Annotated in this window: 9 protein-coding genes; 7 read left to right on the forward strand and 2 right to left on the reverse strand. The window is 44.7% G+C overall.

Annotation, left to right across the window (positions count from 1 at the left end):
• Nucleotides 1-50: 50 nt before the first annotated feature.
• The 5 genes from P2W71_RS13200 (at nt 51) to P2W71_RS13220 (ending at nt 7,607) form a co-directional block, all read left to right on the forward strand.
• The gene (locus tag P2W71_RS13200; RefSeq protein WP_276371711.1) at nt 51-2,846 is read left to right on the forward strand and encodes a PQQ-dependent sugar dehydrogenase; all 2,796 of its coding nucleotides are present in this window, start codon (nt 51-53) and stop codon (nt 2,844-2,846) included.
• Between the two features lie 10 nt (nt 2,847-2,856).
• Nucleotides 2,857-3,702, forward strand: coding sequence for a formylglycine-generating enzyme family protein (locus P2W71_RS13205; RefSeq protein WP_276371712.1), 846 nt, complete (start codon nt 2,857-2,859; stop codon nt 3,700-3,702).
• Entirely contained in the window at nt 3,699-4,391 is a 693-nt protein-coding gene (locus P2W71_RS13210; protein ID WP_276371713.1) for a DUF1080 domain-containing protein, read from the forward strand. The genes P2W71_RS13205 and P2W71_RS13210 overlap by 4 nt, the downstream gene beginning before the upstream one ends.
• Before the next feature lie 517 nt (nt 4,392-4,908).
• Complete coding sequence (locus P2W71_RS13215; RefSeq protein ID WP_276371714.1) at nt 4,909-5,775, forward strand: 5'-3' exonuclease H3TH domain-containing protein; 867 nt, start codon at nt 4,909-4,911, stop codon at nt 5,773-5,775.
• A 224-nt stretch (nt 5,776-5,999) separates the two neighbouring features.
• Entirely contained in the window at nt 6,000-7,607 is a 1,608-nt protein-coding gene (locus P2W71_RS13220; protein WP_276371715.1) for an alpha/beta hydrolase fold domain-containing protein, read from the forward strand.
• Between the two features lie 143 nt (nt 7,608-7,750).
• Here the strand turns inward: P2W71_RS13220 and P2W71_RS13225 are convergent, their stop codons facing one another.
• Nucleotides 7,751-10,156: an ABC transporter permease gene (locus P2W71_RS13225; protein ID WP_276371716.1), complete on the reverse strand. Its 2,406-nt coding sequence runs from the start codon at nt 10,154-10,156 to the stop codon at nt 7,751-7,753.
• Nucleotides 10,157-10,465: 309 nt separating this feature from the next.
• Nucleotides 10,466-11,188, reverse strand: a complete 723-nt coding sequence (locus tag P2W71_RS13230; protein WP_276371717.1) for a PAS domain-containing protein — start codon at nt 11,186-11,188, stop codon at nt 10,466-10,468.
• Nucleotides 11,189-11,847: 659 nt separating this feature from the next.
• On the opposite strand from P2W71_RS13230, the gene P2W71_RS13235 reads away from it, so the two are divergent.
• Entirely contained in the window at nt 11,848-14,373 is a 2,526-nt protein-coding gene (locus P2W71_RS13235; protein ID WP_276371718.1) for a phospholipase C, phosphocholine-specific, read from the forward strand.
• A gap of 202 nt (nt 14,374-14,575) precedes the next feature.
• Nucleotides 14,576-15,112 carry a hypothetical protein gene (locus P2W71_RS13240; protein WP_276371719.1) on the forward strand — a complete coding sequence of 179 codons (537 nt, stop codon included), beginning with the start codon at nt 14,576-14,578 and terminating at the stop codon, nt 15,110-15,112.
• Nucleotides 15,113-15,368 lie beyond the last annotated feature (256 nt).

A 15,368-nucleotide genomic window follows, 5' to 3' on the forward strand; every position in this document is an offset into this window, starting at 1 on the left:
TGAATTACGCGCGAATCATAACTAAAGGTCTGTATTTATTGGTTTTGATCATGACGGCCTCCTGTTCAGTAAAGGAAGAACAAGTCCAGAAGGTTTCTGTGTTAAAACCGGAAGACAATCGGTTTACGCCAGTCATCCTTACACCCGAAGGTGCGTTGGACGAGCCGATGATGTTCGAAGTTGCCGATGAGAACTCAGTTTTTATAATCGAGCGAAAGGGTGCTCTCAAAAGGTTCGACCTGAAGACCAGAACCATGAACCTGATCACAACACTCGATGTATTTACCGGCAATGAACAAGGACTTATCGGGTTGACGCTTGATCCAAACTTTCAAACTAATCATTGGATCTATCTCCAATACGCCCCGGCAAAAGAAAACGTGTTTAAACTGGTTAGATGGGAGGTGTCAAATGATAAACTCGTTGAAGGCTCCGAAAAGGTTGTATTAACAATTCCTGTCGATCGTGAAAATACAAATCATACGGGAGGAGGAATGACCTGGGACAAAAATGGTAATTTATACCTTACTGTTGGAAACAATACAGGCAATCGATTAACAGCGCAGACGGATGAACGTCCCGGTTTCAGTTACCTTGATGACCAGCGTGGTGCATCTAACACCAATGACCTGCGCGGAAAAATACTTCGCATTCATCCTGAACCGGATGGGAGTTATTCCATTCCAAAAGGGAATTTGTTTCCTGAGAATACCGCTAAGACACGTCCTGAAATATACACGATGGGCCATAGAAATGTCTGGCGTGTTTCAGTGGATAGCAAAACGGGTTGGATCTATTGGGGTGAGGTTGGCCCTGATCAGGATACCGATTCAGAGACAGGTCCCCGGGGTTACGATGAACAAAATCAAGCGAAAGGCCCTGGTTTTTTTGGCTGGCCTTATTTCATTGCAGACAATCAAGCGATTCCTAAATATGATTTTGCAAATGACAGGGTAGGAGAAAAGCTTGATCCAACCAGGCCGGTTAATACTTCACCAAATAATACCGGCTTAAAAGAATTGCCGCCTGCACAACCCGCTTTGATTTATTATCCATATGCAACGTCCGACAAATTTCCTCTTGTTGGTTCAAGCTCGCGTTGTGCGATTGGCGGCCCCATTTATCACAGAAGTGATTTTAAAAATCCGCAGCGGCCATTTCCTGAGTATTATGAAGGCAAATGGCTGATGGGCGACTATTCAAGATTCTGGATCATGGCGGTTACACTGGACGATGATGGAAATTACGTATCCATGGAACGTTTTGCTCCGGACTACCATCCTGTACAACCACTGGATATTAAGTTTGGTCCTTCGGGAGATCTTTATGTCTTGGAGTACGGTAGCAACACCGTTAGATCTGCAGCAGAATCCCGATTAGTGCGTGTGGAGTATAACGCTGGTAACAGAAAGCCAGTGGTGCAGGCGTCAGCCTCTAAGCGTGGAGGGGCTGTTCCATTTACTATCACTTTAAGTTCGAAGGGAACCGTCGACTACGACAACGATGAATTAAAATATGAATGGAAAATTAGCGGCGATAATAATAGTACGATGAATGAAAAAGGAGAAAGTCCTGTGATTACGCTCACGGATCCTGGCGTTTACACAGCTACCCTGACCGTTACTGATGGAAAAGGTGAATCAGGAAGTGCAACGGTTCGATTGATTGCTGGAAACGAGCCGCCTGTTGTGGTTTTAAGATCTGAGGGCAATAAAACATTTTTCTTTCCGGAAACGACTTTTGAATATGATGTAAAAGTAAGTGACAAAGAGGATGGAACGCTGGGTAACGGAATCGACAACAACGCTGTTGTCGTGAGTTTCGATTATACGTCGGAAGGTTTTGATTTTGCCCCCATTCAACTAGGTCATGCAGACCTTGATGCGGCTTCGCGCGACGTTGTAGCACAAAGTATGATAAGATCAAGTGATTGCCGGAATTGTCATACGGTGGACGTTAAAGCCGTAGGACCAGCTTTCAAGCAGATTGCAGAAAAATACAACGGTCTCCCTGGTAGCAAAGACACTTTGGCGCAGAGAATCATTAAGGGCAGTTCCGGCCTTTGGGGAACGGATAACAATATGCCTGCGCATCCCAACATGAGCGTGACCGATGCACGGACGATCGCCAATTATATTTTAAATATTAACAATCCAAAGCCCTCATCTCTTCCGGTAAAAGGAAAGTACAGCCTCAAAGTACCCTCCGATGATAATGGACGTGGAACGTATATTTTTCGAGCTGCCTATACCGACCGTGGTGCCGGATCTATTCCACCACAAACCACAGATACCATAGTGTTGTTGAAAAGTCCAAAACTTAACCCGGTAAAGGCAGAAATAATTGAAGGCGGTGCATTAAGAGATCAGCTTGATGAATATATTTTTTTGACGGCAAAACCGGACGCATATATCGGCTACAAGGCTGTTGATCTTACAACTGTAAAACAAATTTCCTTTCACCCAAATTGGCACTTATACGATATTTACCCCGGTGGAAAAGTCGAGGTACGGATTGATAAACCCGATGGCGAATTAATTGGTGAGGCTGCTTTCGAGCCTGAACAATTTAACACGCGTTACCGCGGATTATTTGATGGACTAAAAAATCCATCGGCCGAGCAACAAAAGAGAATGAAAAGATATCCGGCGCTGGATCCCTCCAGGTTTTTTGCGAGAGGCTCAGACAAAAACTCCTTTACCATTCCGTCGGAAACAATAATCAAGGAGACGAACGGGGTACATGATCTCTATTTTGTATTCAGAAACTTTAAGCCGGGCAAGGCAGATGCACTATTCCCGTTGGCTGAAATTGTCTTGATGAATTCGACTTCAAAGAAAAAATAATCTTTTCTGAATGACTGAAAGATTTTTAATATGTTTTTGTCTCTTCGTTACGCATTTCGCAATGGGACAGGGAAGGATTACCAACAGCATCGGGATGGAGTTCGTGTTAATAGAGTCAGGGGCTGTTGTTATTGGCGAATTTCAACCGCCCTATCCGGTTCCAAACGATACAGTGAAATCATTGCCCCACACCTATACGATGTGGATGGGTGATGGCCGTGTTTATAATGAAGAAGAATTTAAATTAGCCCGGGAAATGGCAATGAAAGATTCGCAACCTGGATTTTCGGTAATGATTGAAAAGCCATATTACATCGCAACGACAGAAGTAACGCAAGGCCAATGGAAAAAAATCATGGGCTACAATCCCTCGGTGTTTCAGGGAACGCCAGGTGCCGATAGCCTCCCGGTTGAAAACGTATCCTGGAAGGAGGCGCAGAAATTTATTAAAAACCTCAACCGGTCTGAAAAATGCAAAAGCTATCGTTTACCAACTGAATTTGAATGGGAATATGCAGCCCGTGCAGGCGCAACCAAAGATATCCCCTGGGACGAAATACAAATTGCCGCGAACCTCAATAAAAAAACACCGATTAATGTTGCAAGCAAAAAACCAAACGCATGGGGCTTATATGACATGCTGGGAAATGTATGGGAGTGGGTAGACGACTATTACAACGAAAAACTCTTTGCCGATCCTAAGCCACTGCGCAAAGGTAAGCAGCATGTACTGAAGGGTGCCTCATTTGTTGGTGATGTAAAAAATGCCACTTACATGACCCATGCCGGAGGTCCCGGCAACGGCTGGGATGTTGGTTTCCGGATTGTAAAGGATGTAGAAATAAAATCGAAATGATCAAACGTGTTATTTTCATTATACCATTTTTTAGCGTTTTGTTTTGCGCCGTGAACGCGCAGGTGCCGAAAGGTTTCAAGAGTTTGCTTAATGGTAAAGATCTGCAAGGGTGGCATGTCAGCAGAACTTCTCATCAAGGTACGGTAGGAAATTTCTATGTTCAGCAGGGTGCGATCGTTTTAAAACAAAATCCTTATGGCCAGGGAGGTGTTCTGTTAACTGATAAAAAATTCAAAGATTTTGAACTGTACGTAGAAGTAAAGATAGATTCGTTCTGTAACGGCGGAATTTTTCTTCGGTCGACAGAAAGCGGTCAGGCGTATCAAATTGAATTGGCAATGCCGGGAGGCACTGGTTCATTATTCGGAGAAGCAATGCAGATTAGTAAATCGGCGGAGGCAAAGGAAATAGCAAAGGTATGGAAGGCCGACGATTGGAATTCTTTTCGTATACGAATGGTTGGTGAAATCCCAACAATTTCTCTCTGGGTAAATGACGTTTTCATGTGGGAAGTTACCCAGCCACAAAATGATTTCACCGCCGGGGCAGTGGCCGGAATGATCGGCCTCCAATCGCATTGGACTGCTTTATATCAACCCATTCCCGGAGGATTCAACATGCCAGGTGCTTGGAGGCCTGGCGCAGCACATAGATTCAGGAACATTGCCATTAAAGAAATAAAGCGTTAGCCGTATTTCCGTATCCAGAAAGTGCTCAAACAATTCAAAATACAAATAAGCGCTGAGTTCCGCCGAGCTAATACCCGCTGAGAGGCGCCGAGACTTCATTCAACTACTCTCTGCGTGCATTATCTTTGCGTAGCATTCCTCCGCGGCCACTGCGGTAAAAAAAACTTCGAAGACGTATGGCATAAGGTATGACCCTCATCTCAACCTCAGCCCGCTACCAGGAATGCAATAACCGCAGACACACGCTGAGCTAATACCCGAATCGCAGAGGCACTTTAAATCGAGGGCTCTGCGCTTCCGCTGCGTGCATTTCACTCGGCGTCCACTGCGGTTAAATCTTCAAGTCGCACAAGCTTGGAAATAACCACAAAGGTCCAGGAAATTAACTGATACTTATGAAGAACGAAGTAGCCAACGTAACGCCCACAAATTTTTAAATAGACAGTTTGCATTGTCCGGCCACATTGTTTTTTTATTCTTGCATGTCCGGATTTATCAATATCTCTACCGTGGCAATGTGCTCAAAGAAGTTATCAACGATACATCTCTCATGATCATTCATCTCATCGACGGCACGTACGAACTATTCCGGCACTTTTACGGGCAACGCAGTTACAATAAAGGTAAAGACAAACCTTCCGGTGCTGTGATTGGTGTATTGCATGGTGTGTTGGAAATGATTGAGCAGGGCGCCACACACCTCGGCGTCGCCACGGACCATGTGATCGAATCTTTTCGAAACGAGTTATGGCCAGACTATAAAACAGGAGCAGGAATCGATTGGGCGCTCCGAAAGCAATTTCAACCTCTGGAAGAAGCATTAATGTCCATGGGCATTGTTGTATGGCCTATGATTGAACTCGAGGCTGACGATGCACTGGCATCTGCCGCCCGCCTCGCTGCCGCCGATCCGCGCGTTCTGAAGGTTTGTATTTGGACGCCGGATAAAGATCTCGCTCAATGTGTGCGCGACGATCGGGTAGTACAGATCGACCGTAGAACCGGCGTAATCAGAGATGCTAACACCGTACGTAAAAAGTTTGGTGTAAGCCCGGATTTGATTCCTGATTTTCTTGCGCTTGTTGGCGACAGCGCAGATGGTTATCCGGGAATATCCGGCGTTGGAGAGGTAGGCGCTGCGCAGATGTTGAATCAATATGGACCCATTGAAAATTTTCCACCGAAGGTGTTGGTGGGACAACGCGAGCGAGCATTGTTGTTCAAACGACTCGCCTCGTTAAGAACTGACGCACCACTATTTAACAACGTCAACCAACTGCAATGGCTTGGCCCTACCTCAACTTTTGCCGAACTAACGACAAAAATGAATGAGCCAAGGTTATTGGATAGAGCAAATGAGGCAGCGGCAAAACTTATGCAATGAACTACTGCGGTAGGTTTTACTATTCTAAAGCTATTTGATGTTCCAGGATAACGCGGCAACTTCCATCGCGAATTAACATTGCGTAATATCTTTATCACTCACCGGCGACCAGGCGAAGATAACAAACTCGATGAGCAGCATTCGTCATATGTAAAAAGTTCGTATTTTTCTTCACGATCGCAGGAAGATCCGGAACCTTAATGAACCGAAGACATAACCATCCCATGAAAACAATTTGCGTAGTTCTTTACCTTGTGATATCGACCGCCACTGTCGTGGCACAGCAGAAAGTAATTCAACTTTATGGTGGCGCGCCTCCCGGCAGTGAATCCTGGACATGGTCGGAAGCAGAGAATGACAGCAACCTCTGGCAAACGAAGGTGGTGTACAATGTAAGCAGACCAACGTTGACCGTATTCCAGCCCGAAGAGGGAAAAGCAAATGGTACGGCGGTGGTCATCGCGCCGGGAGGTGCGTTCCATGCGCTGTCCATCAACAGTGAGGGATATGACGTTGCGAAATGGTTAGTCCAAAAAGGTGTTACCTGTTTTGTATTGAAGTACCGGCTGGCCCGTAGCTTTACAACGGACCCGGTAGCTGAAGTTACTGCAAAGTGGGGTAAGAAAGAATTTGATGAAGCGAACGCGGCAGTTATTCCGCTCGCTATCGCCGACGGAAGGGAAGCCATTGCCTACGTACGCAAACATGCAGAGGAGTTCAACGTAATACCTAACCGCATCGGTATCATGGGTTTCTCCGCTGGAGGCACCGTAACGTCAGGAACGTTGTTTAATTACTCGCGCGAGAACAGACCGGATTTTGCCGCACCCGTGTACCCATATTTCTCAAAAGACATGATCGGTGCTATAGCCAAAGACGCGCCACCGCTATTCATCCTTACCGCGTCCAATGACGGACTCGGACTTGCTCCTCACAGCGTTGGGCTGTACAGCGCCTGGCTTGAAGCAAAAAAAGATGTGGAGCTTCACATGTATGCCCGGGGTGATCACGGCTTTGGAATGAGAACACAAAATCTTCCCACAGACAAATGGATCGAAAGATTTGCAGAATGGCTCGATGTTCAGGGACTTCTTAAAACTCCTGACCCGGCGCTCAAACCTTATGTAAGAAAAGAATATGTACATGCAGGAAACATTCTGCCCTATAGAATTTTGTATCCGGACAATTATGATAAAAGTAAAAAGTATCCGTTGATACTCTTGTTGCACGGTGGCGGGGAACGAGGCAACGACAACGACAAACAATTGGTGCATGGCGCGAAGCTGTTCCTGAAAGACGAGAGCCGTAAAGCATTTCCTGCGATCATCTTAGTTCCGCAATGTCCTCAGGATTCTTATTGGGCTGCAGCAAACATAGACCGGTCAACCCAACCTTTTAAGATCAGTTTCGATTACAATGCACCGCCGCAATGGCCATTGGTTGCTGCCAATGAATTGGTGAAAAAAATAGCTAACGAAGAGGCTATTGATCCGTCAAGGATCTACATCACCGGACTTTCAATGGGAGCCATGGGTACATTCGAATCTGTTTACCGGTACCCCGATCTGTATGCCGCCGCTTTGCCGATCTGCGGCGGTGGCGATACTAAAGCGTACGATAAACGTGTAAAGAAAACTGCCTTCTGGCTTTTTCACGGCGCCGATGATGCAGTCGTCGATGTAAACCTATCGCGCGAAATGCTTGCGAAACTAAAGTCATTAAAAGTAAAAAATAAATACACGGAATATCCAGGTGTCAATCATAACAGCTGGGATAATGCATTTGCTGATCCTGCATTTCTTTCGTGGATGTTTTCGCATAAAAGAAAGTAGGTTTCTTTAGATTCTGATAACAATACAGCCACGCTACTGCTTAAATCAAGCGAGAATAGATCATGGACACCATGTACGCGATAATGTCTGTTGTAAATCCATGCGCCTGTTCCAGAAGCTTACATGAAGGCTAGGGCAAAGTCCTACTCGCTTCGTAAGGTATCTGAAGGGCTGACGGATGCCGCTATAACAGAACGATATCCGATGGTGACCCACGCGATGATAAGCACAAATGCCGCCGCCGCAGCAAACATCCAGAGTTCAAGTGTAATGTGGTAAGCAAAATTGATAAGCCATTGATCCATTAAATAATAACCAACAGGTGTTGCGATAATCAACCCTATGGTTACCAGCGCTATGAATTCACGAGATACTAATGACAGAATATTGGCAACTGATGCGCCGAGTACTTTTCTTATCCCTATTTCCTTTGCCCGTCGTTGTACACTATATGAAACAAGGGCAAAAAGCCCAAGACAGGCGATCGTAAGCGAGATGGCGGAGAAGATAAGGAAGACTTTTGAAAACCTTTTATCGGATGCGTATTCCCCTGAGAGCGTATCCTCCATAAACTGGCACTGCATCGGGCTATAGGGGAAATGTGCCTTCCACGTAGCCGCCACGTCATTAAAGCTCTCCTTCATGTCTCCTTTTAGTCGAATGGAAATTCTGGAGTATCCCCCCGAAAGGAGCCACATGCACATCGGCTCAATCCTTTGATGCAGTCCGTCGTAATTAAAATCTTTTACGACACCGATGATCTCCCCTTTGATACCATCCAACTCAAGTGGACGATCCAGCGCTTCTGTCGGATCGCGAAAGCCCATTTGTTTGACCATGGTTTCGTTCACAATGAATGCCCCGCTGGAGTCAGCCGGGTTGCCTGGAATAAGACCTCGGCCTGCTACCAAACGGATGCCGTAAACATCAAGATACGCATGGTCTATGCGCAACCGGTATACCGTGGTAGATACATATCGTCCATCAGCATTCTGGACGTTGCAAAGTGAATTTCCAAGGCCTCCACCCATCGTTGTATTCGATCGCGTTACCCCGCTCACTTTGTTGTTGCGTATCAGCTCATTTGCAAAGACTTCGTAACCAGACAACACTTCCGGACTTCCATGCACCCCAAACACTACGATTTGGTCCTGGTCGAACCCAAGGTCTCGATCTCTAACATACTTCAGCTGAAGTTGTATTACCACGATGCCCACAATTAATATGGTGGTTAGGGAATATTGTGCAACGACTAGAATTTTCCGTACCAATACGCCGGATAGCGTACCACGGCCACCTTTCATCATATCGATGGCATGGAAATTCGACAACATTGCCGCCGGATAAAATCCGGCTGCCAATCCTACGGACGTTGCAAGTCCAACGAGAGTGGTGAGGGTTTGCCATTGATATAGTCCGAAAATTTCAGACCCTGTCATACTTTGAAACAGTGGTCGCGCAAATTCAACCCAACAAATGGCAATCAGAAGAGACAGCATGCAAAGTATCCAGGCTTCAACCAGGTATTGTAAAACTAATTGCCGCCGGCGCGCACCCATGACTTTCTGGATACCAACCTCCTTGTAACGTTGCGTCGCATAGGCCGTCGCGAGATTGACATAGTTTATGGCTGCAAGAAGAAGAACAACAAGGCCAACACTGCCAAAGATAATCACATGCGTCATAGACCCGTTTGGCCCGAAGTCGAACATCAAACGTGAAAACAAGTGTATATCGGTCATCTTTTGCAGAAAAAACTGCTGCGCGTGTTTACCATCTCCATTTTCTGACATATAGCTCGTGACCAACGTGGGCAGTTTTCGCGCTAACGCATCGGCCGATGCATCTTTATTCAGCAACACGTACGTGTGGACACTATTATTGGACCAGCCACCCGGCCCGTTTATTTCCGGTCTGACGGTTTCCCATGTCTTAAATGAGATGAGCGCATGATAGGTGATGTGTGAATTGTGAGGCGCGTCTTCAATAACACCCGTCACTTTAAACTCAATGCCGGTACCATCTGGGTCATAGCGAAACACCCGGACTATTTTTCCAACGGGGTCGCTATCTAAAAAGTACTTTTTTGCCAGGCTTTCCGAAAGCACGATCGTGTATGGTTCAGATAAAGCGGTACGGCGGTCGCCTTTTAAGAGGCGAAAATCAAAAATGTTGAAGAATGATGATTCAGTTACGAGTATGTTGTCTTCGACAAATGTTTCGCCGCCGATTCGAATAGTAGCGTCGGCTGGGTCAATACGTACGGCATCCCTTACCTCGGGGAAATCTTTCATCATTGCTGCCGCTAATGGCGGACCTGTGACGGCTTGTTGCGTACTCGAAGTTTCATCCATCAGGGCGGAGCCGACCCGAAAAATTCTGTCCGCCTTGGTGTGAAATCTGTCGAAGCTCAATTCAGTCCGAACCCAAAGTCCGATCATGATGAAACATGCCAGACCTACAGATAAACCGAATACATTAAGTAAGGTGTATTGTTTATTTTTTTTTAGATGGCGGAAAGCGATCGTCGCAGAGTTAGCAATCATCATATTGAAAGGTTTGGCCAGGGAATAATTTGCGAATGACAAACCGCATGCCACCCGGATGCATTGAAAAGTGACGGTAATCGCGAATCGTGGTTGGGCTCTTGTCCTTTTCTGATCAAGATCTGGTCGGTTTCGGTCAGATCTCCGATAAACATGTGTTCAGGAAAATTGTTGACTGACGATTGAACGTCTTGTCATTTCGTAGCGAAGTTCTCAATAGCCTACAAAAACGAGAAAGCCTTCACCGTCGAAACGATTTGGTATAAAGGTTTTACCATACGGCATTAGTCTTTGCTAGCGCTAGTTGAATTATTAGGATACCGGTGAATCTGGTTGAGATGAATGAACATGCTGCATTTCCTTTTTTCGCTTGTGGTCTTGTGAGTGCGTGTTTGCCAGAAGTACATTCTTCTGAATAATGCATTCAAGTTTACAGGCTGTTTCTTTCAGGCGCAGCAGGATCTCTTTGTTTTCGGCGCTTAGCGTTTCTTTATCAAAGATATTGATGAGCCCCAGGATTGTTGCAACGGGTTGTCGTGTTTCATGCGACTGAGACCATGCAATTTGCTTAAGCTGGTCCTGCATCTCATCGCTTGCCGTTTCATAACTTTTCCGGTCACTGATATTCTGCACGTTCAACAGAACGCCAATAAATTTATTGTCATCGTCATAAACCGGTGTATATTCCGAGCGTACCCAAAAACTCATTTGTGGATAATGCATTTCGCGCTCGGCGACTACTGGTTCTTTTGATATTACGGCGCGCTCAAAATTCTGCTTAAAAGCTTGAAATATTTCTTCATCTCCGGGTCGTCTGTAGTTTAGTAAACTATCACCGACAAACAGATCTCGTCCGTACAGAAATTTGCTCCCGTCACGGGCCCACTTGTTAAAAAAAATGACTCGATAATTTGGAGCCAATAAAAATATGGAGGACTGGGTGCTATCGAAAATGGCTTTCAATATCTGTCGTGATGTTTGAAGTTCTTCACGAATATTTTCCAGGAGATTGTCGGGGCGGAAATTGTGGATCATTGTATAACGTGTAGCGTATCGTTGTGCTATAAATATAGTAGAATCAAAGATGCAACAGGAATCGGTTCCTATCCTAAACGGAGGAAACCTTACAAGACTACGATTCACTATCGAATTACAGGCAAGTCCGCGATGCGCTTCTTTGTTTGGTGGTGATGCGCCGATAGTTCATGATAAGTGACAGTTAATTCACATTTCGTGCAGTGTGTTCAAGAAGCACATTGGTTTATCTTAAAAGAAAGTTTAAAAAAGGCGATGAAAGAACTTCGAAATCACATCGGTTTAGAGATCCATGAGATTTTAGATTCTAGTTTAGGCCACAATTTCTCATGACTGCACCTTTTGCGTTTCTGAAGAAGACGAACCAGCCAGTATAATCTGGGCAATCGCTTTATCAATTATTACAAAGGCTGGTTTGAGGCATTCGTTCATTCTTAAAAAAAGCTTAATACACAAGTTATCTTAAATGAGTTATCATTCCATAACATTACGTGCAGGAATTGATGTATAAACAACAGATCAAACGGAAGACCATATTTTCTTGAATAACCAGGCGCGAATAAGTTGTGTAGTGGGAGATGAAAAGCGTGATTTGCTACCCAATTTTGCTAAACTTATTAATAAATTGAAAACCTCAAGCGCATTATTTAAAAGATAGAATGAACGAATCGAGAAGAATATTTTTGAAGAAAGCAGCTATGCTTGCGGGCGGTGCTGGCCTTTTGAACACTTTGCCCTTTTCAATAGAAAAAGCATTCGCAATTTCGCCCGACAAAGGAACAACCTTTTACGACGCCGAACATGTCGTTTTGCTAATGCAGGAAAACCGTTCTTTTGATCACAGCTTCGGAACGCTTAGAGGCGTACGCGGATTTAATGATCCGTTGGCCATCTCGCTACCCGATAAAAACCCGGTGTGGTTTCAACCCGACAAAGCAGGAAACCGGTTTGTTCCATTTCGCCTCGATATCAAAGACACAAAAGCGACTTGGATGGGCGGTGTACCACATTCGTGGGATGATCAGGTTGATGCCCGCAATGAAGGTAAATATGATGGATGGATTGAAGCTAAACGACCGGGTAATAAGGAGTATAAAGATATCCCGCTTACGATGGGTTATTACACACGTGAAGATCTTCCTTTTTACTATGCACTGGCAGACGCATTCACTGTTTGTGATCAACATTTTTGCGCAGCATTAACCGGCACCACCACCAATAGAAGTTATTTCTGGACAGGAAAAACACATGGCGCACCGGGTGACAAAGCCAAGGTGAGAAACGGAGAACTCAACTATGAGCATGAGGCAAACTGGGCAACTTTTCCGGAGCGGCTTGAGGATCATGGTATCTCCTGGAAAGTTTATCAAAATGAAGTGAGTCTCCCGACCGATGTGGAAGACGATTCACTGTTGGCAAACTTCACAGACAATAACCTGGAATGGTTTACACAATATGGCGTTCGTTATGCTACGGGTTTTTACGAATTTCTGAAGAAGAAAGAAAAAGAACTGCCTGGCGAATTAAAGGAACTTGAAGCTCAGCTTAGCGGTGCCGGTGTAAATCAAAATGAACTGACAAAAAAGATATCCGAAAAGAAAACCGAAATCGAACAAGTCATACACCATCTTGAAAAATGGAATCCGGAAAAATTCAAACAGCTCTCAGCAAGGGAACAGAACCTTCACAAGAAAGCTTTTGCAACGAACATCGGAGATCCGGATTATCACAAAGTCGAGGACATGACTTATTCTGATAGTGGCGAAGAGCGCTCCACAAAAATCCCAAAAGGCGACATACTTCATCAATTCCGCAAAGATGTTCAGGAAGGAAATCTTCCGGCAGTCTCATGGTTGGTAGCGCCGCAGAAATTTTCAGATCACCCCAGCGCACCATGGTACGGTGCGTGGTATGTTTCTGAGGTGCTGGATATTCTGACACAAAATCCGGAAGTATGGAAGAAGACCATCTTCATTCTCAACTATGACGAGAATGATGGGTACTTCGATCACATTCCTCCCTTCGTAGCACCTGATCCACGCAGCACCGATAACGGAAAAGTATCAACCGGGCTTAGTGTCGACGGCGAATTCGTAACGAAGGAAGCAGAGATGAAAGCTGGCTTTGACGCGGAAGACTCAAGAACCAGTCCTGTTGGTTTGGGATTCCGTGTTCCTTTGATTATCGCCTCGCCGTGGTCGAGAGGAGGGTGGGTAAATTCGGAAGTCTGTGACATCACGTCTACCATCCAATTCATGGAAAAGTTTCTTTCAAAGAAGACAGGTAAAAAGGTTGAGGAACCCAACATCAGTTCGTGGAGAAGGGCCGTGAGTGGCAATCTGACATCGGCATTCAGGCCATACAACGGTGAAGCTATATCACTACCTGCGTGGCTGGATCGAGACAAACATGTTCAGGAAATTTATAGCGCCAGGTTTAAAAAGTTGCCGAATAATTTTAAAAGTCTCACGGGTGACGAGGTTAAAGCGGTGTTAGCGCGCCCTGAAATCTCGATTCTCCCTAAGCAGGAACCTGGTACAAAACCTTCCAATGGTTTGAAGTATGAGCTTCACGTAGACGGCAAACTCAGCGACGACAGTAGAGATTTCATCATTCGCTTTAAAGCCGGCAAAGATCTGTTTGGTAACGAAGCTCTTGGTGCACCTTTTAATGTCTACGCGCCCGGCAATTATTGGAACAGCGACACGCGGGCATTTGAACCGGTAAAGTCATGGGCGTTTGCTGTAAAGGCGGGAGACGTAATTGAATACCGGTGGCCATTGAAGTCATTTGAAGGAGGTGTTTATCATCTGAGGGTCTATGGACCGAACGGATACTTCAGGGAATTTGAAGGTAACAATGCAAGTCAGCTGGATATAAATTGTGAGCCACTGAAGAAGGGACAAAAGCTTACAGGTGTGCTGAAGATAAATCTGAAAAACACAGGCAAGCAAACCTTGAAATTACAATTGGCTGACGATAAATATCAAAACAAAAAACAAGATACTGTCTTGAAAGCTGGCGCTACAGGAAACTTCGTCATTGATACAACTTCGGTGCAGGGCTGGTATAACTTCTCCGTGCATACGCAGGGAACGGCAAGTATCAAAGTTCAATACGCCGGCAGACTGGAGACCGGCGTCGATTCAATTTCCGATCCTTATATGGGGAAGGCTGATAACTAGTACCAAGTTCGCGCCACCCTCGAGGTCTTGCTCTCAAAGCACGTTCGTGATGTTGTAATTCCCATAGAAAAATTCAAAACCGAACTTTGAAAGGCACTTCGCCTAAAACAGAAATATGCGAATTCGCATACCCGTGGTTGGCTAAACGTAATATGTTTAGTAAGTTGTTAGCGGTCAGGCTAGAGAGTAACTCCGAAAATAGATGACAGAACTATTAAGAAATTTCTGGGTCAGAATAATATGCCTTGCAATAATTGATTTCGTAGTCACTTGGTGGTGTGTTAAACTGATGGATCCAGATCCGAGCGTGTCAATTGCATTAATTATACTTGTTCCATTTGTGGTCTTCGTAAATTTAGTTATTGCATTGATTCTTTATTTTAAAAAGTCAAATCTTTCTTCCCTATTTTTAATTAACACGATAATAGCTGGTATTTTAATGTACTACTTATTTGGGATGGGAGTTGATCGGTATTTGAACAAAAGGGTTGAAGGTTGGACTTTTAATATTCAAGACACTACGTTCAGAATCGATCATTGGAAGCTTGAAGATACGTATGACATCAGTGAAAGTACTAATCCAGGCTCTTCGACGAGCTTTTTACATGGAAAATTTGAGGAAAAAGGAAACGAGTATTATTTAACAACGGACTCTACAGTTTATAGAATAAAGGATGACTATTTGTTTGGCTTTAGAAGCCCACTTGACAGTATTAAGCTTACGAAGATGGAGCGATAAACCAAAAGCCCGAACCGCTAACAAAGTATATGCATCATTGCCTGTGACGTGCTATTTCGGTAATTTGTATTTCAAATAACGGTTTGTACTTTGGACAGCGATGCACTTTTAACACGGCAACGCTGCATATACAAACGATATCTATGATCAAATCAAGAGATTTGTAAATTATTTTTCAGTGTGGTTTGATACGGAGTTCCACGTTTGATGACAGCCACAATTCGATGAATTAATTTATTTCTTACTGCATTGATGA

It is taken from the genome of Chryseolinea sp. H1M3-3 (assembly GCF_029360725.1).
Taxonomy (GTDB): domain Bacteria; phylum Bacteroidota; class Bacteroidia; order Cytophagales; family Cyclobacteriaceae; genus Chryseolinea.